This is a genomic window from Deinococcus radiotolerans (genome assembly GCF_014647435.1).
Classification (GTDB): Bacteria; Deinococcota; Deinococci; order Deinococcales; family Deinococcaceae; genus Deinococcus; species Deinococcus radiotolerans.
The window spans coordinates 83,053-107,845 of the sequence record NZ_BMPE01000004.1 but is presented as its reverse complement, the minus strand read 5'-3'; the positions used below and the strand labels follow the sequence as shown (position 1 = coordinate 107,845).

The window sequence follows — 24,793 nt, the reverse complement described above, 5'->3', positions numbered from 1 at the left end:
CCTCACTCCACCTTCTCCCCACGGGAGCGGGCTTCAGACCCTCGTTGCCGGGTATGGGGTGCCGTTTCTACCGCCCACACCCCACTACGCTGCTCAGTACCCGAGCTCCGCGTTGCCGCCCAGGGGGATGAGGCGTTTGTCGCTGTGCGCGTCGAGGTCGTCGGCGCGGTACAGCTTGTGCATCTGGTACCCGGCCCGCAGACGCGGGTTCTCCTTCACTGCCTGCGTGATTGCGTTCAGGACGGTCAGGTCCCGTTCACGGGCCCGGCTCCACTCGGGGTGCAGCCAGATCACTGCGTCCTCCGGCAGGCCGGTCAGGGCGTCCAGCCCAGCCTGAAGATCACCGGGTTCGTGGACAATGATCTTCACCTCATCCGCGACTGCCACGACTTCGGGCCGTGGGGGCTGACCGAAGGGTTTCGGGGACAGCGTCACCCAGTCCAGCGCGCCGCGCAGGGGCGCGATGCCGCTCGTTTCGATGTGGACGCGGCGGCCCAGGGCGTGCAGGACGTCCGTCAGGGGCGCGAGGTCGAACAGGATCGGCTCACCCCCCGTCACGACTACCACTGCGCCGTCTGGGCTCTCGGCGCGCACCACTTCGGCCAACTCATTGGCATCCATCAGGGTCACGCCGTCGGGGCGGTAGTCGCGGTGCCACGTCCCGGCGCTGTCGCACCAGGGGCAGGCCTGGGGGCAGCCGTACAGGCGGATGAAGTACGCCGCGCGGCCCAGGTGCACCCCCTCGCCCTGCCAGGTGTAGAACCGCTCGTACACCGGGTATTTCATGCGCTCATTCCCAGTACTCGCAGCTGCTGTCCGGGGTTTCCCAAAGCGTCACGTGCAGGCGCAGGTCCGCGCCGTCGTCCCCCTCGGGCAGGTCGGCGCGCACGCGGTCCATCGTCTTGCGGTGGATGTACGCGGCGATGACCTCGGCGGTCGTGTCGTCGCCCAAGTCGGGGAGGTCATTCAGGTACGCGTGGTCCAGACCGCCCGCATCCACGTCCTTCTTGGCCCATTTGAGGGTCTTGAAGTCCGCGACCATGATGGCCCGCTTCACGTGTGCGCTGGGGCGCAGGCGGTCACTGGTGAGTTCCATCCGGACGCGGTACGTGTGCCCGTGCAATCTCCCGCACGGCCCGTCGTAGCCGGTGATCACGTGCGCCGAATCGAACGTGAACTCCGAACTCAGCTTCCAGGGCATCCGCCTACGCCCCCTGATGGTCGGGCGCGACGTAGTTCACGGTGCAGATCGTGTTCAGCCCGCCGCGCATGCCGTAATCGCAGCGGATCTCCATGCTCAGGGGATTCAGAAGGTTTACCAGATCCGCCAGGACCCGCCGCGTCGCGTGCTCGTGGTAGATACCCACGAAGCGGTAGCTGGTCAGGTAGTACTTCAGGCTCTTCAGTTCCACGCACGCCTCGCGCGGCAGGTACCGGATCTCCAGGCGGCCGAAGTCCGGCAGGCCACTCCAGGGGCAGACCGGGCTGAACTCGTCGGTCACGATCTCGATCTGCATCGGCTCGCCCGGGTAGCGGACCGGGTCGTCCTCGCGCACGTGCGGGAACGTGCCCAGCACGGCCACGTCAATCGCGTCGAGTCCCTGCACGTCGTAGCGGCGGTCAAAACCAGGGTTCTGGGGTCCGCAGTCGGCCCCGGCAGTCACGTTCGTCATATGTCTTTCCTCCCGGCAGGGCCGCGCCCTGAACGGCGCGGGCCTGGGGTGACAGCACAGGTCACCCGGTTGTGGGAGTCCGCACCCGCAGGCGCGACCTCAACCGCGCATTATCCACAAGTCCATGCATCCCTGCCAGGGGCCGGGGAACAAAGGCGTGCAGGCACCCGGCAGGGGAGAGGGCTCAGCCCGTCGCATCCGCCAGTGCCGCCGCGCGGTGCAGGATGCCCAGCAGCAGCCCGGACTCCCAGAAGCCCAGGCGCGCGCCGTCATTGAACCGCTCCTGCCGCGCGAAGATCGTCAGCAGCCGCGCCAGCTGCACCGGCGTGGCCCGCGCCAGCACCGCCGGGTCATCCCGCAGGGCGCGCGCCTCAGGCGACTGCGCCCACTGAGGCCACTGAAACCGCTCGTCCTGGTAGACCCACCCGAACGCGTTCAGGGTCTCCAGCAGCCGCGCCACCTGCGGATCGTATGCATACCCGCGCATCTGGATGCCGCCGTCCGTCAGGACCACGGCGGGCGGCTGACCGTCCGTGAAGCGGAACGCCGGGTCGGTCATGACCGGCAGGAACGCGGCGACGGCACGCAGCGCGTCCGGGGTGAACTGAGGAACCATGCGGCCCAGCATGGCACCGGCACATGAACGCAGGCGGACATGGGCGTGAGGCCACGAAAAACCCCCACCGCTGGGGTGGGGGCGATTCTTGGTGGTGGCCAGGGCCGGACTTGAACCGGCGACCCAACGATTTTCAGTCGTTTGCTCTACCAGCTGAGCTACCTAGCCTTCCTTGGCGGTCCGGACGGGATTTGAACCCGCGACCTTCTGCGTGACAGGCAGATATGCTAACCGCTACACTACCGGACCGTGCCTTGAAGGGGGCTGCAAAAGCAGCGGGGTTAAGGATAGCGGCGCACTTCACGGTTGTCAATGCGAGGCCGCCACAGGGGGCCGTGCCGGCGGGGTCAGCGGGCCCAAGTCGCGTGTGCCGACCCACGGGGGCACTTCAGAAGGGAACGGCGCGGACGTTCTTCACAGGTTCGTCCTGACCGGGGTCGAGCAGGAGTTCAAGGTACTCGCGGGCGTGCAGGGCGTCGATCATGGCGAGGTTGTGATCCTCGTCGAGGTGAATGCCGCCGTCGATCTGGGTGTGGCCGTACACGCCGTAGTCGAGTCCGGCCATGCGGACGTACTCGGGGGATTCGCGGAACCAGCGTTTGGGGCTATGGTCGGCGTAGAACAGGTCGTCGTAGTAGGCGTGCGCGGGCAGGGGTGAGACGTGCGCGAACTGCACGGTCCCGACGCGCAGTTCGCGCGGGAAGCTGCGCAGCCACGCGGCGAGATGTTCGGGCAGGATCAGGCCGCCGTGGTCCGGGTCGAATTCCACGTGCACCATGCCGCCGCTGGTGCCCAGCACGTAGCTGGTGTTCAGGACGGCGTCGTCGTGGTTGCCCAGGATGATGTGCACGGCGTGCGGCGCGGCCTCCTGGTACGCCTTGAGTTTTTCCAGGTGCCGGATCTGTTCGCGGGCGGCGAGGAACAGGTGGTCCGGGTTCCTGTGATCGAAGCGGGGCAGGCCGGTCAGCTGCGCGTAGTCACGTTCGTTCTTGGGGTGCACGAGGTCGCCGATCAGGATGACCTGGAACAGCCCGGCCTGGACGGGCGGGGTGGGCAGGCCCGCGCCGTCGGCGCAGCTGGCGGCGCGCAGGGCGGCCCAGAGGAGGTCGAAGTCGGCGTGCACGTCACCGAAGGCGAGGAATTTACGCATGGGTCAGCCTTTCAGGAGGGCGTGGAGTTCCTTGTAGATGGCGCGGCTTTCTTCCAGCGTCTCGCCGTAGCCACGCATGAGAATGCGCGCGGCGTCCCCGCCGCGCCCGGCCACTTTCAGCTGCTCGAGGAGGTCCTCGATGTGCCGGCGGGCTTTTTCCATCTGCGGGTCGCGGGGCGGCTGGGGGGGCAGGGGGCGCTCGGCGGCGGGGCGGGGGGCGGGCGTGTCGGTTTCCAGTTCGCTGGTGTTCGCGCCGTCCTCCGGGTCGTACTCGACCCAGATGGGGTCGCTGGTGGGCGTCACGCCGTACGAGCGGGCCAGGTCCGCCAGGGCGGCCAGTTTGGCGTCCTGGAGGGTGTGCGCGCTGGCGAGACCCTCGCGCGTTGCACCTAGGACGTTCAGGCGGGCGCGCACGATGGGGGGGCTGGGGTGGTCGCACGCCCAGGTGAGGCTCCAGCCGGGGTCGATCGCGTCGAGCTGCGGGGCGAGCACGTCGAGGTCGGGGGCGAGGGTCACGCGGGCCTGGTCGTCCCGGACGGTCAGGGTGGCCCAGGCGGTCATGCTGGCACGCAGGGCGTCGCGCACGCGGTGAGGTTCGGCCATACGGCAGTCTACCTACTGTCCGGCCGGGTGAAGGGTAAGGGTCTGCGTGTTTCCCCAGTCGGCGGCCTGGGTACTCATGGGCAGGTACTGCCCGTCAATCCAGCGGTTCATCTGGTCGGTGGCGTGTGGTGCCAGCGGGCTGCCCGCTTGCCCCAGGCTGCCGATGTACAGGCTGCGGTCGGGGGCGCTCAGGTCGACGATCTGGCGGTAGCTGGGACCGTGCGTCTGCGCGAAGGTGTCGTGCTCGGGCCGGGCGACGTTCACGGTGTTTGTGCCGCCGGGCGTGGGGGCGTGGTGGTTGAACAGCCACGCCAGGGCGCTGACCTTCCCGAACGCGCGGTGGTTGCTGGCCACCTGGTGCAGCTTGCCGTACGTCCAGGCCTGCATGTTGTCCCCCAGGCGGCCCTGAAGATCAGTCAGGGTGGCGTCCAGGGTGCGGGTCAGCAGGGCCGCGCAGTCGCCCTGGCCGCCCTGCGCGCACAGCTCGCCGCCGGCGCGCAGCTGGTTCAGCACGGACAGGCTGTTCATGACGGTCGTGTCGTTCAGTTCGTCGCGGGCCATCTCCTGCAGTTTCATCAGCCACGCCTCGAACAGCAGGGCGCCCTGGCTGCTGGTGGTCATGTTGCCGTCCCAGCCTTGCAGGGTACTCAGGGCCTGCCGGGCGCGGTCACTGCCGGGGCGCGTGGCGAGCAGCAGGGGACGGAAGTCGTCCCACACGAGGCTGTGCGTGTCCAGTTGGGTGCGCTGCACGTCCGCCACGCTCAGTTTGGGGGTGGCGGTCAGCAGCTGCGTGATGCGCCGCGCGCGGTACGGTTCGGCCCAGTTGCGCGTGTTGCCCAGCAGGTAGGGGTAGCTGTCGGGGACGACCTTGTTGTTCGCGGTGACGACCAGCCCGTCGGCGGGATTCAGGGTGTGGGGCAGCTGCGCGAAGGGAACGAAGCCGTTCCACTCGCGGCTGCCGTCGCCCGGCACGGGGACGCTGCCGTCCCAGCCCTCTCGGATGGGCACGCGGCCCGGCGCGTAGTACCCGGTGTTGCCGTCCACGTCGGCGTACACGAAGTTCTGGCTGGGCGCCACGTAGCGGGACAGCGCCTGCGTGAACTGCGTCCAGTTCTGCGCGTAGTTCAGGCCCAGGAAGGCGTCCATGGTGGTGTCGCCGGGTTGCAGCGCCGTCCACTTCAGGGCCACGCGCGGCCCGGCGTCCGTGAAGTTCAGGCCGCCGCCCCCGTTGTCACTGATGACCGGGCCGTGCGCGCTCTCGCGGACGGTGATCGTCACGTCGGGCTGCCCCTTGACCTTAATGACCTCCTGGCGGCTGGTGAGGGCGGCGCCCTCGGGCTCCACGTACAGGTCCTGCACGTCCGGGTTCACGTTCGTCACGCCCCACGCCACGCGCTCGTTGCGGCCGATCACGATGGCCGGCAGGCCCGGGATGCTCGCCCCGATCGCCTTCAAGTCACGGCCCTGCACGTCCGCGAGGTACCACAGCATCGGCGCTGTCAGCGCCAGGTGCGGGTCGTCCGCCAGGATGGGTTTGCCGCTCACGGTGCGCGAGCCGCCGATCACCCAGTCGTTGCTGCCCTTGCCGGGAAGGTGCTGCAGGCCCAGCGCCTCGGCGGCCCGCAGGTGCGCGCGCAGCGCCGCGACCGTCGCCTCCGGCAAGCTGGGGGTGACCGAGGTCGCGCCGCTCAGGGGCGCGCTCTTCTCGGTGCCCACCTCGTCCGCGCTGAGGATCGTGGGTCCATCCGCCGGGTACGGCGCGGTCACCTGATCCAGCCCGTCCGCGCCCAGGCGGCGCGTCACGTGGGCGTTCAGGACCTCCTCGTCGTAGTTACCGCCCAGGTCGAAGGCCATCAGCTTGCTCCACGAGACGGTGTCCACGTCCTGCCAGGCTTCCGGGGTGTATCCCAGGATGCGGAACTCCGGGGCGCGTTTCCCGCGTGCCTGCGCGGCGTTCACGCCCGCCGTGTACGCCCGGATCAGGCGGCGCGAGCGGTCATCCAGGGCGGGCAGGGCGCTCTGCGCGGCCCGCTGGAACCCCCAGGTGCGCAGGAACTTGTCCTGCGGCAGAGCCGCCTCGCCCAGCACCTCCGCCAGGCGGCCCTGCGCCACGCGCCGCTGGAAGTCCATCTGCCACGCGCGGTCCTGCCAGTGCACGAACCCCAGCGCGAACACGGCGTCCTCATCGATCTGCGCGCGGATGTGCGGCACGCCCCACGCGTCCCGCGTGACCTGCACGTTCCCGCCCAGCCCCGCCAGGTTCACGTTCCCTGAACGCTGCGGTTCGCTGGTCACGCGCAGCCACGCGTACGCCCCGCCGCCCGCTGCGCCCAGCAGCAGCAGCGTACCCAGCACTCCGGTCGCCACGCGGCGACCCCACGACCCCCGCCGCCGCAGCGGCCCTACCGTTTGCGTGTTCATGTGACCCGCGCAGCATAGCCCCGCGCCGCCCCAGGCACACCAGGCGCGCGGCGGGGGTAGGTATGCCCCCGCCGCGCGGTCAGTTCAATTCCCTCAGGCGTAGGCGGTCAGAATTCCTCGTCCAGCAGGCTGGTGTTCGCCTGCACGCGCCGCGGGTGCAGCCCCAGCCGCTCGGTGAGCATCAGCAGGCCCTCGGTGCCTTCACGGGACAGGCCCGACAGGAATGACGCCGCCACCGTCGTGGAAAAACACGGCTGCGGCGTGGGCTGCATGCAGTCCAGCACGCAGAACTCGAAGGCGCTGTCCTCGGGCCGCGAGAGCTGGCGGGTCACGGCCGCGCCGTACCCGTTGGAGAACTGAAAGACCATCAGTTCCGCGCCCGGCAGCGTGTGCCGCTGCGGCAGCGTGCTGATCCGCTCGAAGGCGGCGGTCGGAACGAACAGGGCAGGATTCGTGATCAGGGTGGGGGTGTGGGACACGCAGGAACTCCGTGATCCACGCGGCCGTCAGGCAGGAGTGTCAGGCGAGGTCATCACGGACACGCGCGGGATACCAGCAGCATACGGCCGCGTCCCTTACGACCCCCTTACCTGACCCAGCCTGAAGGTCATGGCGGGCGTCCCGGTGGCGGCCACGCGCCGGAGCCGGTGCCGCGGTCCGGCAGGGCGGGTTCAGCCGCCCAGCACGTGCGCGGACTGCACCCACCAGCCCGGGTGACGCGCGGTCAGGGCGTGCGCCGCGTCGTGCGCGTGCGCGTCGTCGCGCGCCAGTGCGAAGCAGGTGCTGCCCGACCCGCTCATCAGTGGCGAGTGCAGCCCGGCGTCCGTCAGGGCCGAGAGCGCCCCGCGGATGCCTGCGTGCCGCGCCGCGACCGGATCTTGAAGCGCATTCAGGTACGGAACGGGCCGGCCATTCGACAGGGCCGCCAGGATGCCCTCCACGTCCAGGGCGGGCGTGAAGGCCTCCTCGGCGTCCAGCCACCGGTACGCGTCACGGGCACTGACCTCCACGCCCGGGTTCAGGAGGACCAGCGCCACGCGCGGCACCGGGGTGGGGGAGAGCACCTCGCCCACGCCTGACGCGACCGCCGCGCGGCCCAGCAGAAAGAACGGGACGTCCGCACCGAGGTTCAGCGCCAGCGCGGGCAGGTTCACGCCCGCCGGGTACAGCCGCGCCAGCGCCATCAGCGTGGTGGCCGCGTCGCTGCTGCCGCCCCCCAGGCCCGACGCGAGCGGCAGGCGCTTGTGCAGCGTGATCGCCGCGCCGCCCGGTGCGCCCGCCGCGTCCAGGTACGCGCGCGCCGCGCGGAACACCAGATTTCCGTCGTCCTCGGGCAGGTCAGCGCCCTCGACACGTAGGGTCAGGGTGTCCGCCGGGGCGATCTCCAGGTCGTCCCCGACGCTCAGGGGGACCATCAGCGAGTGCAGTTCGTGGTACCCGTCCGAACGCAGGTCCCGGACGCTCAGGCCCAGGTTCACCTTGGCGGGCGCGAAGTACGTGACGGCAGCAGGGTCGCTCATGCCCCCCCAGCATCCCATACCGGGGCCAGCGCCTGTGCCAGGGCCAGGTCGCCCGGCGTGGTCACCTTGAACAGCCGCGCGTCCCCCGGCACCAGCCGCACCGCGCCCCCCGTGCGGGCGATCAGGCCCGCGTCGTCCGTGGCGGCAAACCCGTCGGTCAGCGCCGCCTCGTGCGCCGCGAGCAGCACGTCGCGCCGGAAGCCCTGCGGGGTCTGCACCGCCCACAGCCTCTCACGTGGGGTGAGGGTGCCCCAGTCGCCGCCCGGACCGGCCCGCACCAGCGTGTCCGCCACCGGGAGTGCCGCCGTCGCCGCGCCAATCTCACGTGCCGCGGCGATCACCGCCCGCACCACCGCGCCCGGCAGGAAGGGCCGCGCCGCGTCATGCACGAGGACCACCTCGGCGTCCGTGGCGCGCAGCAGGGCCAGCACGCTTGTCTGCCGGGTGTCGCCGCCCGTGACCGTACGCGCGGTTACGTCAGCGGGCAGTTCCAGCCCGGCCGGGAGGGCCACCAGCACCTCATCCACGTGCGGGGCCAGCGCGGCGGCGCTGCGGCCCAGCAGGCTGCGGCCCGCGACCTCCACGAACGCCTTCGGGCCCAGGCCCAGCCGCGTCCCGGAGCCCGCCGCCGGGATCAGCGCCGCGACCCTCACGCCCGGCCCCTCATGCGCCATCCTCACGCCAGCGGCGGAAGCCCGGCACGTCCAGCCCGAACTGATCCAGCACCCGCGCCGTCACGAAATGCAGCAGTTCGTCCACGCTGCCCGGCGCGTGATAGAAGCCCGCGCTGGCCGTCATCACGGTGGCGCCCGCGTCATGCGCGGCGAGCATGTTCAGCAGCATCGGGCGCGGCAGCGGATCCTCACGCAGCACCAGCACCAGCCGCCGCCGCTCCTTGAGGGTCACGTGCGCCGCGCGCGCCACCAGGTTATCCGCGAAGCCCTGCGCGATCTTCGCCAGCGTCCCCGCGCTGCACGGCACCACCAGCATCCCGTCCGTGCGGAACGAGCCACTCGCCACGCCCGCCGCCAGATCCCGGTCGTCATGCACGAAAGACGCCAGCGCCGTCAGGTCCGAGAGCTGCGGCCCCGAGCACTCGGCCGTCATGACCCGCTTGGCGCCGCTGCTGACCACCAGATGCGACTCTACGTCCAGTTCGCGCAGCGCCCGCAGGATCGCCTGCGCGTACGGCATGCCGCTGCCGCCCGACACCCCCACCACCAGCCTCATGCCCGGCAGGCTAACAGGCCCGCGCCACGCAGACGGTACGGCCCGCTGCTCAGCTGCCCCCCGCCAGCCCCTCACGGCTCAGCTGCCGCGCCTGCCGGACCTCTGCCAGCACGAACGCCAGCGTGTTCAGCCCGTACGTGACGGCCAGCGCCACCAGCAGCGGCGTCCGCACCTCTGCCAGCGGCGGCAGGCCCGCGAAGGTCACCAGGCCGGACAAGGGCGACAGGGCCGCCAGCACCAGACCCCATGCGCCCAGCAGCACCCCACCCCACGGGGAGTCCAGCAGGGACGCGCCCGGCAGCAGCAGCCCCAGCAGCCGGAAACCTGCCGGACGCGACCGCGCCAGGGGCAGCGGCGTGCGCGGCAGCAGCAGCGACAGCACCAGCAGCGCCGCGAGGCCCCCCACGCCCAGCAGGGCCAGCCCCAGCCGCGCCGAGCCGCCCGCCGAGGGGTCCAGCAGGGCCAGCGGGGCGCGCAGTGAGGCCCGCAGCGTCACGCTCAGGTCGCCCGTCACCGCGCGCGTCAGGCTGCGCTGATCCGGGTAGCACAGCCGGGGCTGCTCGGGCCGCAGCGTCTGCTGGAAGTTCGCCTCCGGCGACGAGGGCTTCAGGCCCAGGTTGAACGCCGCAGCCATCAGGTCCGGCTGCGCCGCCAGCGCCGTACGGAACAGGTCCCGGGCCTGTGGGGCGTCCCCGCGCACCTGCGCGATCACGCCCAGGTTGTTGCGCGCGCACGCCTCCGGCAACGCCGAGGTGTACAGCTCGCGGGCGCGGGTGTCCTCGCCGTCCAGCTGCGCGCCCAGCGCCGTCAGCAGCGCCGCGTCCGGCCCGGGACGCAGGCTGACGCTGTCCAGCTGCGCGTTCCACCACCCGCCCCCGTACGTGCCACTGGACAGCACCGGCGAGCGCAGCGCCGCGCCCGCCAGGTTCGCCCACTGCACGCCGCCCAGCGTGCCCAGCAGCGCCAGGGCCAGCAGCGTCACGGTCAGGCGCTCACTGGGGGACGCGTACGCCACGAACACCCGCCGCGCCCGCGCCAGCGGCCGCCGCAGCCACGACCGGTACCGGCCCCCCAGGGCGCGGGTGTCCTCCGCCTGGGCCGGGAACGCCCGCAGCGCCAGCGTCACCAGCGCCGCCAGCAGCGCCAGCCCCAGGGCCAGGCTGGCCAGCCTGGCCGCGTCCCGCACGGGTCCCAGGCCCTCCAGGCCCAGGTTGTACAGCGTGCCGCTGCGCAGCGAACGCGCAAACTGCCGCCACTCCGCCGCTTCCCCCTCGCGCCCCTGGGCGTCCAGTGTCCGCGCGTACCGCTCGTACAGCGCCCCGCCTCCCTGGAAGCGGGGGTGCAGGTCCCGCAGGTACGTCATCCACACGCCTGCGCGGTCCACGCGGCCCTGCGCGAGCAGCGTGCCCACGTACCCGCTGGGATTCCCGTACGCGCCCAGCGCCGCGCGGCTGACCGGAACCTCCGGGTCAATTCCGCGGGCCGCGGCGTCCTCCTGCGCCTGTGCCAGCGCGAGGTCCGCGGCGGCCGGGAAGCCCGCCGCGTCCAGCCGGGTCGCCAGCTGCACCCAGGCCGGGAACGGCAGCGGCCCGCTCAGGCTGCGGCGCACCAGGCTCAGGGCCGCGTACGGGTCGCGCTGCGCCCGCGCCAGCCGCAGCGCCAGGAACGGGTTGAGGGGGTCCAGGCGGGCCGCGGCGCCCAGCTGCGCGGCGGGCACCTGATCCGCCACGCTGGCCAGGTGTCCGGTCACCACCGGGTCGGGTGGCAGCACCACGCGCTCCTCGGCACTCAGGGCGCCGCCCTGCACATTCAGTGTGAAGCGCTCGGTGACGCCGCCCAGCGCGGTGGACACCGTCACCACGCCCCCGCCCGCGTCCAGGCTGCTCACGACGCCCGGCAGGTCCGCGCGGCCTGTCATTACGCCCCCCGCCCCCAGGGCGTACACGGCAGGGCCCGCGCCCACCAGCACGACGTTGCCGACCTCCAGCGGGCCGGTCAGGGGGCCCAGCGCGTCCGGCAGGGTCCGCTGCCACACGCGGCTGCCCTCGTGGCGCAGCGTGCGGCCCTCCAGCGTGGTCGTCGCGCCCGCCACGGCGCCCAGCAGGGTCAGCGTGGCCAGCCCGGCCCGCCACGCCCGGCCGCGGCGGTTCACGCGCGCTCCAGGCGCAGCAGGTGCGCGGCCCGCACGGCCATCACCACGCCGCCCGCCAGCAGCGGCCAGAAGCCCCCGGTCAGCGCCCCCACCAGCAGACCCACCGGGACCGCCACGGCCGTCGTGAACGGCACGGCATTCAGTTTCAGCCGGGCTTGCAGGGTCGCCTTGTACGTGGGAATGACCACGGCGGCCGTGAGCAGCAGGGCCAGCAGCACGCCCGGCGCGAACACCAGCAGCGCGCCCAGCAGCGGCGCGATGCCCCCGCCGCCCCGGAAGCCGAAGAACGCAGGGTAGCAGTGCCCGGCCACGACCGCGCCCGTCACCAGCGCCGCGAGCGCCTCGCCGCCCTGCGGGACGACCGCGCGCGCCAGCAGCGCCGCCAGCACCCCCTTCAGGATGTCGCCGGCGGTCACCAGCGCCGCCGCGCCCCGCCCGAACTGCCGCCACGTGCCGCTCCCGCCCGGCAGGTCCCGGTCGCGGATGTCCGCGCCGCGCGCGCGCGAGTACAGCACGCCACTCACCAGCGAGCCCAGCAGGAACGCCGCAGCCGTCACGAGCAGCGTGGGCACGGGCGGCAGCGTCGCGGACAGGTCAGGCATACGCCGGGCATTCTAGAGCGCCGCTCCGCGCCCGCTACACTGCCCGCATGTCTGCCCGGCCCCTGACCCGCCCGGAACTGCGCCGCTACTCGCGCGCGCTGCTGGTCCCCGAGTGGCTGGACGCCGGCGCGCAGGAACGCGTGCGGGCCGCGCACGTGCTAGTCGTCGGCGCGGGTGGGCTGGGCAGCCCCGTGATCGCCAGCCTCGCCGGGGCGGGCGTGGGCACCCTGACCGTCGCGGACGATGACCGCGTGGACCTCAGCAACCTGCACCGCCAGACGCTGTACGCCACGCCCGACGTGGGCCGCCCCAAGGCCGAACTGGCCGCCGCGCGCGCCCAGAACATCAACCCGTTCGTGCGGGTGCGCGTGGCGCCGCGCGTCACGGCCGCCACCCTCCCGCAGCTCCTTGCGGGCGTGACGCTGCTGGTGGACGCCACCGACAACTTCGAGACCCGCTACCTGATCGCCGACACCTGCGCCGCGCAGGGCCGCGAGTGGATCTGGGGCGCGGCCAGCGGCACGACCGGCATGGTCAGCGTGTTCGGCCCCCACGCGGGCCTGCGCGACGTGTTCCCCGAACCCGGCGATGACCTCAGCTGCGACGAGGCCGGCGTGCTGGGCCCGGTGCCCGCCCTGACCGGGCAGCTCATGGCCCTGGAGGCCCTGAAGGTGCTGGGCGGCGTGGGCGAGCCCCTGCGCGGGCGCCTGTGGACCTTCGACGCCCTGAGCGCCCGGGCGCGGACCCTGACGCTGCGTGCACCCCAGGGCACCCTGTAAGGACCCGCCCGCACCCCACCACACGCTGACCCGCGGTCCGGAGCAGCCGGGCCGCGTGCCCCTGTCCCACCCAGCCGGGGCTGCACCCCCGCTGGGCGCACCTCCAGCCCCTCTTGACGCCCGGCGCAGCTGTGTTACTGTGCGCCTGAGCCCACAATTCAATTGCGTACGCCCTGTGCCGCTCGCAGTCCACTCCCGGAGGTTGCACGTATGGCCAAGAGCACCAAACCCGCCGCGAAGAAACCCGCCCCCGCCAAGAAAGGCGCGGCCAAGCCCGCCCCGAAAGCCGAAGCCGGGAAGATCGCCAAGACGCAGATCATCGACATGGTCGCGGACAAGACCAGCCTGAACAAGAAGCAGGCCGGAGACGCCGTCGCCACCGTCATCGACTGCATCGTGGACGCCCTGCGCAGCGGCAGCAGCGTCGGCATGCCCGGCCTGGGCACGCTGAGCGTCACGCAGACCGCCGCCCGCACCGGCGTGCGCCCCGGTACCAGCGAACGCATCACCATTCCCGCCGGGAAGAAGGTGCGCTTCAAGGTCGCTACGACCCTCAAGGGCACGCTCTAGGTCACCGTGGTCCGCGCGGTCCCTGCCGGACGGTGGGGGCCGCGTTCGCGTGCCACCCTCAGCCCGGCAGGCGGCGGCGCAGCCCGGCCTCATCGAGCGTCACGATCTCCCGGCGGCGCAGCCCGATCAGCCCCTGACGGTACAGGTCCCCCAGGTGACGGCTGACCAGTTCCGGCACGGTCCCCAGCTGCCCGGCCAGCGCCGAGTTGGTCGGCAGGACATGCGGCCCGCGCTCCAGAAGGTACGTGATCAGGCGCGCGTGCACCGGGGCGCTCAGCAGGTCCAGTCGGGCCTCGGCGCTGCGGGTCTGGTCGGCCAGCAGCGTCAGGGCCGCGCCGGTCAGGGCCGGGTCGCGCAGGATCAGCTGCCGCAGCAGTGGGCTGGGTAGGGTCAGCAGGTCACAGTGGTCCGCGCTGCCCACGGCGTCCTCGGCGAAGGTCCCGGCGGTGCCCAGCACGTCCCGCAGGCCCAGCAGCTCACCCGCGCGGCGCACCGGCCAGCTCAGGCTGCGCCCGCCCGGCTGGGGGCGGGTCAGGCGCACCTCGCCACTCAGCAGCAGGAACGCGGCGCTCACCGGGGCCCCGCAGCGCCACAACGCGCCGCCGCGCGGCAGCGGCCACGGCGTGGCCTGAGCGGCCAGCTGCGCCAGGGTGCCCGGCGCGGCGCAGCGCAGCAGCGGGGCGCTCCGCAGGGAGTCCAGCGTCGTCACGGCCCTGATGCTGGCACAGGCCGGCCCGGGCGGGGCGCTCAGGGCGTCAGGTGCAGCGCGGCGCGCGCGTAGGCCAGGGCGCCCGGCGCCTCGTGGCCCTCCACAATGGCCTGCACGGGGCAGGCGGTCGCGCACGCGCCGCAGTCAATGCACTCGTCCGGGTGAATCACGAACTGATCCCCGGCGTCGTGAATGCAGGCGATGGGGCAGACGTCCAGGCAGGCGCCGTCCCGGACGCCCGCGCAGCGGGAAGTGATCGCGTAACTCATGCCCGCAGGCTGACGCGCCACGCCCCGCGCGGCCATGACTTTGGTCAAGGCTTCCCGTGGGCGGCTGTCACGCGCGGCCCTCTGGCGCTGCGTACCGTGGGCGCATGACGACGTCCGCCGGTGCCTCCACCTCCGCTTCCCGTTCAGCGGCGCGCGTGCTGCTGGGGGCCTTCATGACTCTGGCGGGCGTGGGTCACCTGAGTTTCCAGCGGCAGGCATTTCAGGCGCAGGTGCCGACCTGGTTGCCCGTGAACAAGGACGCGGTGGTACTGGCCTCCGGCGCCGCCGAGATCGCCTTCGGCCTGGCGATGCTCTCCGGCGCGCGGCGGAGGCAGGTGGGGCTGGCGCTGGCAGCCTTCTTCGTGGCGATCTTCCCGGGGAACGTCTCGCAGTACGTGTCGCGCCAGAGTGCCTTCGGCCTGGACACGGACCGTAAGCGCCTGGTCCGGCTGCTCTTCCAGCCGCTGCTGGTGGCGTGGGCGCTATGGAGCACCGGCGCCCTGAGGAGCACTGGCGCGCTGGGCAGAGCCGGGGCGCGGCGCCGCGGGGATCGCCCTCTGGATTAAGACCCGTTCACGCAGGCGCAGGTCAAGCTTCTGTGAGGCGAGGGTCCGTAGCCTGCGGGCATGCTGAGTCGCCTGACCGCCGCGATCACGTCCGCCACCCAGCCGGGCGGCGCGGGCCTGGCCGAGGCAGTCCTGGAGATCACGGACACGCTGGTGGTCGTGCTGGACCCGCAGGGGCGGGTGGTGCGGTTCAACCCGGCGGCCGAGCGGCTGTCCGGTTTCCGGTTCGAGGAGCTGCGCGGCGAGGTGCTGTGGCCCTTCGTGTTGCCTGAGCCCGAGGTGGAGGGCGTCATGCAGGCCTTCGGGGCCCTGACGGCCGGGGACTACCCGAACCGGCATGAGAACCACTGGCGGACCCGCAGCGGCGAACTGCGGTACATCCTGTGGTCGAACACGGCGCTGCTGGACGCGCGCGGCCGGGTGGCGCTGGTCGTGGCGACCGGCGTGGACGTCACGCCGGAGCGCGCCGAACGCCGCGCCCGGCAGGAGAGCGAGGAGCGGTTCCGGGCGCTGTTCGAGCAGCTGGCGGACGGCGTGGTCCTGATCGACCCGAACGACCCGCACGTCCCGTGGCGGATCGTGGACTGCAATGACGCGTTCGGCCGCATGAACGGCTACGCCCGGAGCGAACTGATCGGGCAGTCCATTGATCTGCTGCACCCGTACCCCATGATGGCCGAGGACGGCCCGGACCTGCTGGTCTGGCTGCGCGAGGAGCGGCACGTGCGCGGCGAGGGGTCGCACCTGCACCGGGACGGGACCGTCTTCCCGATCGAGAGTGCCAGCAGCGTCGTGACGGTCGGCGGGCGCGAACTGATCCTGGGGCAGGACCGGGACGTCCGGGAGCGCAGGCGGACCGAGGAGCAGCTGAGGACGCTCGCCGCGCAGCTGGCCCACGAGTCGCAGCACGACGCGCTGACCGGCCTGCCCAACCGCGCGCTGCTCCTGGACCGCCTGCAGGTGGAACTGCGGCGCCTGGAGCGTGACGAGCGGGCGCTGGCCGTCATTGCCCTGAACCTTGACGGGTTCCGGCGTGTGAACGACGCGCTGGGCCACGCGGTGGGCGACGAGGTGCTGCGCGAGGTGGCGCGCCGCCTGCGGGACGCCGTGCGGCCCGCGGACACCGTGGCGCGCCTGGGCGGCGACGAGTTCCTGGTGCTGCTGCCCGACGTGGGCGGCCGGGCCGAGGCGCTGAGCGTGGCGCGGCGCCTGCAGGCCACGCTGTCCCGCCCCGTCCACGTGGACGGCCAGCCGGTGAACGTGCGGTGCAGCGTGGGCGTGGCCGTCAGCCCGCCGGACAGCAGCCTGCCCGCGAACCTGCTGCGGCAGGCGGACCTGGCGATGACGCAGGCGCGCCGGGAAGGGAAGAACGGCGTGCAGGTGTTCCGGTCCTCCCTGGACGTGGCCGTGCACGGTCAGCTGCACCTGGAAACCCGGCTGCGGCTGGCCTTGCAGCAGGGCGGGCTGCACCTGCACTACCAGCCGCAGGTGGACGTCCGGACGGGGCAGCTACTGGGCTTCGAGGCGCTGGTCCGCTGGACGGACACGCAGCTGGGGCTGGTGTCCCCGGCGCGGTTCATTCCCCTGGCCGAGGAGGCCGGGCTGATCGGCGAGCTGGGCGCGTGGGTGCTGAACGAGGCGTGCCGTCAGGCGGCCGCGTGGGGCCTGCGCGTACCGATCGCGGTGAACGTCTCGGCGCTGGAGGTCGCGCAGGAGGACTTCACGCAGCAGGTTCACGCGACGCTGCGCCGGCACGGCCTGGACGGCGGGCAGCTGAAGCTGGAGGTCACGGAGCGGCTGACCGTGCAGGACCTGCAGCGCGCCGCGCGGCAACTGGCGCAGCTGCAGGCTCTGGGCGTGCAGCTCTCGCTGGATGATTTCGGGACCGGGCAGTCCTCGGTGAGTACGCTGCTGCAGCTGCCGCTGAACGAGTTGAAGCTGGACCGGTCGCTCATTACGGGTCTGGCCGAGTCGCCCATCGAGCAGCGCGTCGTGAGTGCCCTGATCAGCCTGGGGCGCAGCCTGAACCTGTCGGTGGTGGTCGAGGGCGTGGAGACGCCCGGGCAGTTGCAGGTGCTGCGGGACCTGGGCTGCGGGGTGGTGCAGGGGTACCTGACGGGCCGTCCGGGGCCGGCCAGCATGTGGACGCCGCACCTGAACGGCCCGCTGCCCCTTCAGACGTCCGTGGACCGCGCGGCGCGTGACGGGGACGCCCAGCTGCACTAACCCGCGCCGCTGGTGTGGGTCAGGGGTCGGGCCAGCCGGAGGTGCGCCACTGCTCCAGCTGCCCGCTGGGCCGCAGGCGGTGGGCGTGCAGGGCCATGGGCGCGCCCTGACCGGGCCGGCTCAGGTCGTCCAGGTTCAGGTCATCCAGGTGCAGGCGGTCCAGGTCGCAAGCCAGGTTCAGCTGCGCCTGGATCACGCCGCGCCGCGCGATCAGCAGCGTGCCGCCCGGCCAGCAGCTCACCGCACTGAGGACCGCGCCGGGTGCGTGGAGGGCCGCGGCGCGCAGGTGCAGCAGGTGCGTGGCGCGGCGGACGCTGACGCCGACCAGGGCCGTGTCGGCCTGCCAGGGGTGCGCGTCGGCGCGGTAACCCGGCGTGCGGAAGGTCAGGTGCGCGCCCAGCAGGCGGGCAGCGTCGCGCAGGGTGGCGCGCAGCGCGTCGTCGGGCGTGCGGGCGTGCAGGTGCGCCAGCCGCGCGTCCAGTCGGGCCGCGGCGGGCAGCGTCAGAATCTGCGCGTACTGCGGCGGGTGCAGCGCGACCGTCAGGGTGGGGGTGACCGCCTGGGTGGCGGGGGCGCGCGGGTCACGGGGCGGGTCGTCCGTCATGGGTCTCCCGGGAGGCAACTGAAGGTGGGGACCTGCAGCTTGTCACGGGCGCGGGGTCAAGGCACGCGCAGAGGACCGCTGCTGATGGGGGGGCTTGGTGGGGGCGTGCGTGAAGGGACGGGGACGCGCGGGGCGGGGCGGGCACTTGCTACGCTGGCGGGTATGACTGACGCCCGTTCCCCTGACGCGGAAGTGCGCGCGAAACTCTCGGCGCTCGTTCCGGCCCTGCGGCATTTTCACTCGGCGCTGCTGGACGTCGCCAAGAGCGAGTACGAGTTCATGCACGGCCCCGTGAAGGGCCCCTTCGAGCTGTACTCGCTGGTGATGAACCACCCGCAGTTCCAGTGGCTGCGGCCCCTGTCGGGCCTGATGGCGACGCTGGACGAGGTGCTGGACGCCAAGGACACCACCCTCACCGAGCGCAACCTGACGGACGTGCAGCAGGCGCTGGGGCTGCTGTTCGCGGAGACCGACACGCGCTTTGCGGAATTCCGCGGCGGGTACACCCGCGCCAAGGGTGACGCGCGCGTGCGTGAGACCGAGGCGGCGTGGCGTGAACTGCTGGGAGGCATCCAGGCGTAAGCCGCGCTATGAGCCTGAAGATCATCGTGGGCCTGGGCAATCCGGGTGCGCAGTACGCGCAGACGCGGCACAACGTGGGCTGGCTGGTGCTGGACGAACTGGCCCGCCGCGCCGGGGCGTCCTGGCGGAAGGAAGGCAAGGACGCCGAGGTGGCCGAAGTGCGTCTGGGCCGTGGCGTGGGCGCGAAGGTGCTGCTGGTGCGCCCGCTGACGTTCATGAACGCGTCCGGGAAGGCCGTGGCGCCCCTGGTGTCGTTCTACAAGCTGGGCGGCGAGTCGCTGCTGGTACTTCAGGACGACCTGGACAGTCCGTTCGGGCTGCTGCGCGTGCGGATGGGTGGGCGGCACGGCGGGCAGAATGGCGTACGGGACATCATCCGGCTGCTGGGCCACGAGGCGTTCGCGCGGGTCAAGATCGGCATCTCGCGCCCGCCCCCGGGCTGGGCGGTGCCGGACTGGGTCCTGAGCCGCTGGCGTGAGGAGGAGAAGGCCGACCTGGCGGAACTCGTGCGCCTGGGTGCCACTGCCGCCGAGGTCTGGGCGGTGTCCGGACTGGCGGAGGCGCAGGGGCAGTTCAACGGGACGGACCTGCGTCCGAAACCGCCGGAACCGCCGAAGCCCGAACCGGCCGCTGCGGCTGTCCCGACTGGACGAACTCCGCAGGACACTCCGGTGACGCCGGCGCATACTGGCGGGCGTGTCGAAAAAACAGAAGAAGGCTGACGCGGCTGCGGCCGTTTCTCCCGCCGTGACGGACCTGCGCCTGGATCTCCTGATGCGCCTGTCGGACCTGCCGGGCGTGCCCGGGCAGGAGGACGCCGTGCGGGACTTCGTGCTGGCCGAACTGGACGGGCTGGTCGACGAGGTGCGCGTGGACGCCATGGGCAACGTCATCGCCCGCCGCGCGCCCCGCGATCAGAAGAAGGGCGAGGTGGCCGAGCGCGTGATGATCAGCGCGCACATGGACGAGATCGGCTTCCTGGTGCGCTTCATTGACGAGCGGGGCTTCCTGCGGGTGCAGGCGCTGGGCGGCTTTGACACCCGCAACCTCTTCGCGCGGAACGTGACCGTGCACGCGCGCGGCGGAGCGCTGCCGGGCATCCTGACGCCCGGCGGGAAACCCGTGCACATCGCCAGCCCCGAGGAACGCAAGAAGATCCCCGAGGTGAAGGAGTTCTTCATCGACCTGGGCCTGGAGGCAGACGAGGTGCGCGCGCAGGTGCGGATCGGGGACATGGTCACGCTGGACCAGACGGCCCGTCAGGTCGGGCGGCTGGTGTGCGGCAAGGCCATGGATGACCGCGCCAGCGTGTTCCTGCTGCTGGAAACCCTGCGCGCCCTGCGCGGCGCGGCCCCACGGCACGAGGTGATCGCGGTGTTCAGCACGCAGGAGGAGGTCGGCCTGCGCGGCGCGATCACCGCCGCGTACGGCGTGCAGCCTACGGTCGGCATCGGGCTGGACGTGACCCTGGCGGTGGACACCCCGGGCGTCGCGCCGGACGAGGCAGTCACGCGCGTGGGTGAGGGCATCGGGATCAAGGTGTTCGACTCCACCATGATCTCGCACCGTCCGCTGGTGGACCAGTTCTGGGATCTGGCGCAGCAGGCGGGCATTCCCGCGCAGCTGGAGGTCCTGGCGCTGGGCGGCACGGACGGCGCGGCCATCCAGCGCAGCAGAGAAGGCGTGCCCACGCTGACCCTCAGTCTGCCCACCCGGTACATTCACACGGTCGTGGAGGCCGTGCATGTGGATGACCTGCGTGCGGGCGTGAACCTGCTGCTGGCCTACCTGCGCTGAACGGACCCGTGGGGGAAGGGCGCGTCAGGCGGCGCGGCCCCTCCCCGGCTGAATTGAGGTCCGGGGCTCTCAAGATTCGCGTAAGGGCCGCGGGAGCAACGGCGGGCCCGCGCGGGTCGTAATGAGAGGATATGGAACTCCTGTCCGGTCTGCTGTCCTCGCTGGGCCTGTCGGGTGCGGCGGGCCTGAACGCTTACATTCCGCTGCTGCTGGTGGGCCTGCTGTCGCGCGCGGACGTGGTGCACCTGAACGCGCCGTTTGACCTGCTGGGAAATCCGTGGGTGTTGCTGGGTGTGGCGGTGATCGGGCTGCTGGATTTCGTGGGGGACAAGATTCCTGGGGTGGATCACGTGCTGCACGTGGCTGGTGGGGTGGTGAACGCCGCGGCGGGCGCGGTGCTGTTCGCGGCGCAGACCGGCGTGGCGGACGTGCCCCCGGCGCTGAGCATGGCGCTGGGCCTGATCGTGGCCGGGGGTGTGCAGGCGACCCGCACGGCGGTGCGGCCGGTGGCGACCGCCACGACGGCGGGTCTGGCCAACCCGGTGGTGAGCACGGTGGAGGACGGCACGAGCCTGATGCTCAGCGCGCTGGCGGTGTTCGCGCCGGTCGTGGCCGCGTTGCTGCTCGCGGTGCTGGTGGTGGGCGTGTACCGCTTCTGGTCAGCGCGGCGGGGACGGCGCCTCGCCTAGATAGAGGGCTCAGCTGGAGAGGGGAGAGGCGCGGGTGGCCTCTCCCCTCTGCTGTGGTGCCGGACGAACAGCCGTTCGGGCTCAGTCGGCACGATCTGGGAGAACAACAGCTGGACCTGAGGTCCCAAGGTGCAGCTTGTTCAGTAAAATCTAGCCAAATGTCAAAATTATTTTTGACAAGAAGCGCTAATCTTCCTAAGCTGAGGGCATGCAGGGATGCGGTCACTGCAAATTGCGCGGAAAAAAGGAGACGCCATGAAACTGGTCACGGCTGTCATCAGGCCCGAACGGGTCCAGCAGGTCAAAGAAGCCCTCTTCCAGGCGGGCATCAGCGGCATCACGCTCTCCCGCGTGAGCGGCCACGGCGGCGAGCAGTCCATCGTCGAGCACTACCGCGGCACCCGCGTCATGGTCGAGTTCCGCGACAAGGTCGAGGTGCGCATGGCCGTCAGCGAACCCTTCGTGCAGGCCGCCATCGACGCGATCTGCAAGGGCGCGCGTACGGGCGAGGTCGGCGACGGCAAGATCTTCGTCCAGCCCCTCGAACAGGTCGTGCGTATCCGCACCGGCGAGCGCGACAACGCCGCCCTGACCCCCGTCACCGAGACCCGCCTCACCCCCGCCTGAGGCGGCCCCCACAGGAGTGCACCCATGACCCACCTCCGCAAGACCCTCCCGCTGGCCCTGATGCTGGGCGGCGCGGCCCTCGCGCAGACCGAGGCGCCCAAACTCGACACCGGCGACACCGCCTGGATGATCGTCGCCTCCGCCCTGGTGCTGCTGATGACCCCGGGCCTCGCGTTCTTCTACGGCGGCCTGAGCCGCACCCAGAGCGTCCTGAACACCATGATGATGAGCGTCGTCTGCATCGGCCTGGTGGGCGTGCTGTGGCTGCTCGGCGGATACTCCATCGCGTTCGCGTCCGGTGGCAACGCCTTCTTCAGCGGCCTGAGCAACTTCGGCTTTGGCGGCCTGGCGGGGCAGCTGACCGGCACCATCCCCAGCTACATCTTCGCGGCCTTCCAGGCGATGTTCGCGATCATCGCGGTGGCCCTGATCAGCGGCGCCGTGATTGAACGCATGCGCTTCGGGGCCTTCGTCCTGTTCGGCGGCCTCTGGAGCCTCCTGATCTACGCCCCGCTGGCCCACTGGGTCTGGAACGCCGACGGCTGGCTGTTCAAGCTGGGCGCATTGGACTTCGCGGGCGGCACGGTCATCCACATCGCCGCCGGGGTCAGCGGCCTGGTCGCCGCGTCCGTGCTGGGCGCCCGCATCGGCTTCCCCCGCACCGCGCACGTCCCCCACAACGTCCCCTTCGTGCTGCTGGGCGCGGGCCTGCTGTGGTTCGGCTGGATGGGCTTCAACGCGGGCAGCGCCCTGGCCGCCAACCAGACCGCCGCGCTGGCCTTCATGACCACCCTGATCGCCCCCGCTGCCGCGATGCTCACCTGGCTGGGCCTGGAAAGCGTCCGCAACGGCAAACCCACCGCCGTGGGCGCCGCCACCGGCCTGGTCGTGGGTCTGGTGGCCATCACGCCCGCCTGCGCCTTCGTCAGCCCCCTGGCGTCCGTGGTGGTGGGCGTGCTGGGCGCCGCCGCGAGCTTCGCTGCCGTGCAGTTCAAGGCCCGCATGAAGGCCGACGACGCGCTGGACGTCTTCGCCTGCCACGGCGTGGCGGGCATCGTGGGCGCCCTGCTGACTGGCGCGCTGGCCTTCACCACCGGCAGCGGCAAACCCTGGGGCGAGCAGATGGTCATCCAGATCATCGGGGTGGTTGCCAGCGTCGCCTGGACCGGCCTGGGCTCCTTCATCCTGCTGAAACTGGTGGGTCTGGTCATGCCGCTGCGCGTCCCCGTCAACCAGGAGATCGCCGGGATTGACGTCAGCGCCCACAGCGAGCAGGGCTACTCCGACAGCGAGACCGGCCTGGGCGCCCCCGTCTTCGTCGGCGGTGACTGAACTTCCTCTGACCCCGTCCCGGGCCTGCACGGGCCTTCCCTGAATCCGAACCTCCACGTTGACCGACCCCCGACCGCATCCCCGGGGGTCGGTTCCTCTTGATGTACCTCCCGGCAGGTAAAAAAGGTCCTTAGTCAGCGTTCAGATCGCATCGAAGCGTCGAAATGGTGCAGAATGTTGGGCAGATGTTGGACAAATTGTCATTTTCAGCTGAGCGCCTGCTTACTCTGTGGGTATGAAACTGATCACGGCCGTCGTCCGTCCGGAGCGGGTGCAGCAGGTTAAAGAAGCCCTTTTCCAGGCAGGCATCAGCGGCATCACGCTCTCCCGCGTGAGCGGCCACGGCGGCGAGCAGTCCATCGTCGAGCACTACCGCGGCACCCGCGTCATGGTCGAATTTCACGACAAGGTCGAGTTCCGCATGGCCGTCAGCGAACCCTTCGTACAGGCCGCCATCGACGCGATCTGCAAGGGCGCGCGTACGGGCGAGGTCGGGGACGGCAAGATCTTCGTGCAGCCCATGGAACGCGTGATCCGCATCCGCACCGGCGAGGAGGACACCGCCGCGCTGACCCCCGTCACCGAGACCAAACTCACCCCGGACCACCTGTGATCCGCCGCGCCGCCCCCCTGCTGGCCCTGCTGGGCGGCGTGGCCGCCGCGCAGACCCCGGGCATGAACGGCGCCGACACTGCCTTCATTCTGCTGTGCTCGGCGCTGGTGCTGCTCATGACCCCCGGGCTGGCCATCTTCTACGGCGGGCTGGTCCGCGCCGGCAGCGTCCTGAACACCATGATGATGAGCTTCGCGGCCATGGGCGTTGCCAGCGTCGCCTGGGTGGCGCTGGGCTACACCCTGGCGTTCGGGCCCGGCGGGAACGCCCTGATCGGCGGCCTGAGCCAGGTGGGGCTGGGCCACATGGCGGGCGAACTGACCGGCACCATTCCCACGCCCCTGTTCGCGGTGTTCCAGATTCTCTTCGCGGTCATCACGCTGGCGGTGGTCAGTGGCAGCGTCGTGGAACGCATGCGCTTCCCGGCCTTCGTGCTGTTCGCCGCGCTGTGGACCCTGCTGATCTACGCGCCGCTGGCCCACTGGGTCTGGAGCCCGGACGGCTGGCTGTTCAAGCTGGGCCTGCTGGACTTCGCGGGTGGCACTGTCGTGGAGGTCGCGTCCGGCGTGAGTGGACTGGTGGCCGCGCTGGTGCTGGGCTCACGCCTGGGCTTCCCGCGCCTCGTCAGCGTGCCGCACAACGTCCCGCTGGTGCTGCTGGGCACGGGCCTGCTGTGGTTCGGCTGGATGGGCTTCAACGCCGGCAGCGCCCTAGCGGCAGGCAGCGTGGCCGCGTACGCGTTGCTGAACACCAACACGGCCGCCGCCGCCGCGCTGCTGACGTGGCTGCTGTGGGACCAGGTGCGCGGCGGACGCCCCACCGCCATCGGCGCCGCGACCGGCGCGGTCGTGGGTCTGGTGGCCATCACGCCCGCCTGCGGGTTCGTCACGCCCGGCGGGGCGCTGCTGATCGGCGCGGTCGCCAGCACCGTGTCGTGGTGGCTGGTGGCGAACAAGCACCGCCTGCTGCCCGACGACGCGCTGGACGTCTTCGCCTGCCACGGCACCGCCGGGGTGGTCGGCACCCTGATGACCGGCGTGCTGGCCAGCCCGGTCATCAACCCCGCCGGCGCCGGCCTGATTGCCGGGCACGCCGCGCAACTGGGCACGCAGCTGATTGGTGTCCTGGCCGCCGCTGCCCTGGCCGGGGCCGGCACGTTCGCGCTGCTGAAACTCACGGCGCTGTTCACGCCGCTGCGCCTGACCGAGCAGCAGGAGGCGCGCGGCGTGGACCTCACCGAACACCAAGAGGAGGGCTATCAGGAAGCGCAGAGCCCACTGGCCGCCCCGGTGTTCGTTGGCCACGACTGAGCAGCCCGACCCACCCCAGTCCGCACCCCCCCGGCCCTCTACGCCGGGGGGTTTGCGTTGTCAAGCGCAGGGACGCTTGCCCTGCCTGAAGCATAAAGACTGTGTGTTAGGATGCGCCCTGAGTCTGACATCAACCATTACCAGGGTCGGGCC

At 71.6% G+C, this 24,793-nt stretch carries 28 protein-coding genes and 2 tRNA genes; 12 read left to right on the top strand and 18 right to left on the bottom strand.

The genetic code is table 11. The annotated features are described in order from the left end of the window. Window positions 1–93: 93 nt before the first annotated feature. The 15 genes from IEY63_RS10150 to IEY63_RS10080 form a co-directional block, all read right to left on the bottom strand. Entirely contained in the window at window positions 94–786 is a 693-nt protein-coding gene (locus tag IEY63_RS10150; RefSeq protein WP_189068895.1) for a 7-carboxy-7-deazaguanine synthase QueE, read from the bottom strand. Window positions 787–790: 4 nt separating this feature from the next. Then, complete coding sequence (locus IEY63_RS10145; protein ID WP_189066319.1) at window positions 791–1,201, bottom strand: 6-pyruvoyl trahydropterin synthase family protein; 411 nt, start codon at window positions 1,199–1,201, stop codon at window positions 791–793. 4 nt (window positions 1,202–1,205) lie between these two features. Beyond that, complete coding sequence (gene queF / locus IEY63_RS10140) at window positions 1,206–1,673, bottom strand: preQ(1) synthase (RefSeq protein ID WP_189068894.1); 468 nt, start codon at window positions 1,671–1,673, stop codon at window positions 1,206–1,208. Between the two features lie 184 nt (window positions 1,674–1,857). Further along, window positions 1,858–2,289, bottom strand: coding sequence for a DUF6508 domain-containing protein (locus IEY63_RS10135; protein WP_189068893.1), 432 nt, complete (start codon window positions 2,287–2,289; stop codon window positions 1,858–1,860). Window positions 2,290–2,381: 92 nt separating this feature from the next. Continuing rightward, window positions 2,382–2,457, bottom strand: a tRNA-Phe gene (locus tag IEY63_RS10130). Window positions 2,458–2,462: 5 nt separating this feature from the next. Next, window positions 2,463–2,538, bottom strand: a tRNA-Asp gene (locus tag IEY63_RS10125). Between the two features lie 139 nt (window positions 2,539–2,677). Beyond that, window positions 2,678–3,439 carry a metallophosphoesterase gene (locus tag IEY63_RS10120; protein WP_189068892.1) on the bottom strand — a complete coding sequence of 254 codons (762 nt, stop codon included), beginning with the start codon at window positions 3,437–3,439 and terminating at the stop codon, window positions 2,678–2,680. Window positions 3,440–3,442: 3 nt separating this feature from the next. Continuing rightward, window positions 3,443–4,042: a single-stranded DNA-binding protein gene (locus IEY63_RS10115; protein ID WP_189068891.1), complete on the bottom strand. Its 600-nt coding sequence runs from the start codon at window positions 4,040–4,042 to the stop codon at window positions 3,443–3,445. A gap of 12 nt (window positions 4,043–4,054) precedes the next feature. Continuing rightward, complete coding sequence (locus IEY63_RS10110; protein WP_189068890.1) at window positions 4,055–6,463, bottom strand: penicillin acylase family protein; 2,409 nt, start codon at window positions 6,461–6,463, stop codon at window positions 4,055–4,057. 107 nt (window positions 6,464–6,570) lie between these two features. Continuing rightward, entirely contained in the window at window positions 6,571–6,942 is a 372-nt protein-coding gene (locus IEY63_RS10105) for a hypothetical protein (protein ID WP_189068889.1), read from the bottom strand. 192 nt (window positions 6,943–7,134) lie between these two features. Next, a complete protein-coding gene (locus IEY63_RS10100; RefSeq protein WP_189068888.1) occupies window positions 7,135–7,983 on the bottom strand; it encodes a 4-(cytidine 5'-diphospho)-2-C-methyl-D-erythritol kinase in 849 nt (282 codons plus the stop codon). After that, window positions 7,980–8,657 (bottom strand): 2-C-methyl-D-erythritol 4-phosphate cytidylyltransferase, encoded by a 678-nt coding sequence (gene ispD / locus IEY63_RS10095; protein ID WP_189068887.1) that lies wholly within the window; start codon window positions 8,655–8,657, stop codon window positions 7,980–7,982. The genes IEY63_RS10100 and ispD overlap by 4 nt, the downstream gene beginning before the upstream one ends. Then, on the bottom strand, window positions 8,647–9,213 hold the full coding sequence (locus IEY63_RS10090) for a UbiX family flavin prenyltransferase (protein WP_189068886.1): 567 nt from the start codon (window positions 9,211–9,213) through the stop codon (window positions 8,647–8,649). Before IEY63_RS10090 ends, ispD begins: the two co-directional genes overlap by 11 nt. Before the next feature lie 49 nt (window positions 9,214–9,262). After that, window positions 9,263–11,365, bottom strand: a complete 2,103-nt coding sequence (locus IEY63_RS10085) for a hypothetical protein (RefSeq protein ID WP_229784633.1) — start codon at window positions 11,363–11,365, stop codon at window positions 9,263–9,265. Further along, window positions 11,362–11,967, bottom strand: a complete 606-nt coding sequence (locus IEY63_RS10080) for a glycerol-3-phosphate acyltransferase (protein WP_189068885.1) — start codon at window positions 11,965–11,967, stop codon at window positions 11,362–11,364. Before IEY63_RS10080 ends, IEY63_RS10085 begins: the two co-directional genes overlap by 4 nt. 47 nt (window positions 11,968–12,014) lie before the next feature. Here IEY63_RS10080 and IEY63_RS10075 point away from each other — a divergent pair, with 47 nt between their 5' ends. Then, entirely contained in the window at window positions 12,015–12,746 is a 732-nt protein-coding gene (locus IEY63_RS10075; protein ID WP_189068884.1) for a HesA/MoeB/ThiF family protein, read from the top strand. A 210-nt stretch (window positions 12,747–12,956) separates the two neighbouring features. Next, on the top strand, window positions 12,957–13,316 hold the full coding sequence (locus IEY63_RS10070) for an HU family DNA-binding protein (protein ID WP_189068883.1): 360 nt from the start codon (window positions 12,957–12,959) through the stop codon (window positions 13,314–13,316). Between the two features lie 58 nt (window positions 13,317–13,374). Here IEY63_RS10070 and IEY63_RS10065 read toward each other — a convergent pair whose 3' ends face one another. Together IEY63_RS10065 and IEY63_RS10060 are read right to left on the bottom strand one after the other, a co-directional pair. Next, entirely contained in the window at window positions 13,375–14,025 is a 651-nt protein-coding gene (locus IEY63_RS10065) for a Crp/Fnr family transcriptional regulator (protein WP_189068882.1), read from the bottom strand. A 38-nt stretch (window positions 14,026–14,063) separates the two neighbouring features. Further along, the gene (locus tag IEY63_RS10060; protein WP_189068881.1) at window positions 14,064–14,294 is read right to left on the bottom strand and encodes a ferredoxin family protein; all 231 of its coding nucleotides are present in this window, start codon (window positions 14,292–14,294) and stop codon (window positions 14,064–14,066) included. A 104-nt stretch (window positions 14,295–14,398) separates the two neighbouring features. Here IEY63_RS10060 and IEY63_RS10055 point away from each other — a divergent pair, with 104 nt between their 5' ends. Further along, window positions 14,399–14,860 (top strand): DoxX family protein, encoded by a 462-nt coding sequence (locus IEY63_RS10055; RefSeq protein WP_189068880.1) that lies wholly within the window; start codon window positions 14,399–14,401, stop codon window positions 14,858–14,860. Window positions 14,861–14,920: 60 nt separating this feature from the next. After that, window positions 14,921–17,086 carry a putative bifunctional diguanylate cyclase/phosphodiesterase gene (locus tag IEY63_RS10050; protein ID WP_189068879.1) on the top strand — a complete coding sequence of 722 codons (2,166 nt, stop codon included), beginning with the start codon at window positions 14,921–14,923 and terminating at the stop codon, window positions 17,084–17,086. A gap of 19 nt (window positions 17,087–17,105) precedes the next feature. Here IEY63_RS10050 and IEY63_RS10045 read toward each other — a convergent pair whose 3' ends face one another. Next, on the bottom strand, window positions 17,106–17,690 hold the full coding sequence (locus IEY63_RS10045; RefSeq protein ID WP_189068878.1) for a hypothetical protein: 585 nt from the start codon (window positions 17,688–17,690) through the stop codon (window positions 17,106–17,108). Between the two features lie 162 nt (window positions 17,691–17,852). On the opposite strand from IEY63_RS10045, the gene IEY63_RS10040 reads away from it, so the two are divergent. From IEY63_RS10040 to IEY63_RS10005, 8 genes are all read left to right on the top strand, one after another. Next, a complete protein-coding gene (locus tag IEY63_RS10040; protein WP_189068877.1) occupies window positions 17,853–18,272 on the top strand; it encodes a hypothetical protein in 420 nt (139 codons plus the stop codon). Between the two features lie 14 nt (window positions 18,273–18,286). Then, window positions 18,287–18,994, top strand: a complete 708-nt coding sequence (gene pth / locus IEY63_RS10035; protein WP_189068989.1) for an aminoacyl-tRNA hydrolase — start codon at window positions 18,287–18,289, stop codon at window positions 18,992–18,994. Continuing rightward, window positions 18,969–20,069 carry a M42 family metallopeptidase gene (locus IEY63_RS10030; RefSeq protein ID WP_229784632.1) on the top strand — a complete coding sequence of 367 codons (1,101 nt, stop codon included), beginning with the start codon at window positions 18,969–18,971 and terminating at the stop codon, window positions 20,067–20,069. The genes pth and IEY63_RS10030 overlap by 26 nt, the downstream gene beginning before the upstream one ends. A gap of 131 nt (window positions 20,070–20,200) precedes the next feature. Continuing rightward, on the top strand, window positions 20,201–20,758 hold the full coding sequence (locus IEY63_RS10025) for a DUF4126 domain-containing protein (RefSeq protein WP_189068876.1): 558 nt from the start codon (window positions 20,201–20,203) through the stop codon (window positions 20,756–20,758). A gap of 255 nt (window positions 20,759–21,013) precedes the next feature. After that, window positions 21,014–21,385, top strand: coding sequence for a P-II family nitrogen regulator (locus IEY63_RS10020; RefSeq protein WP_189068875.1), 372 nt, complete (start codon window positions 21,014–21,016; stop codon window positions 21,383–21,385). Between the two features lie 24 nt (window positions 21,386–21,409). Continuing rightward, entirely contained in the window at window positions 21,410–22,717 is a 1,308-nt protein-coding gene (locus tag IEY63_RS10015) for an ammonium transporter (RefSeq protein ID WP_189068874.1), read from the top strand. Window positions 22,718–22,952: 235 nt separating this feature from the next. Further along, window positions 22,953–23,330 carry a P-II family nitrogen regulator gene (locus IEY63_RS10010; protein WP_189068873.1) on the top strand — a complete coding sequence of 126 codons (378 nt, stop codon included), beginning with the start codon at window positions 22,953–22,955 and terminating at the stop codon, window positions 23,328–23,330. Next, window positions 23,327–24,640 carry an ammonium transporter gene (locus tag IEY63_RS10005; protein WP_444542378.1) on the top strand — a complete coding sequence of 438 codons (1,314 nt, stop codon included), beginning with the start codon at window positions 23,327–23,329 and terminating at the stop codon, window positions 24,638–24,640. The genes IEY63_RS10010 and IEY63_RS10005 overlap by 4 nt, the downstream gene beginning before the upstream one ends. Window positions 24,641–24,793: the final 153 nt, after the last annotated feature.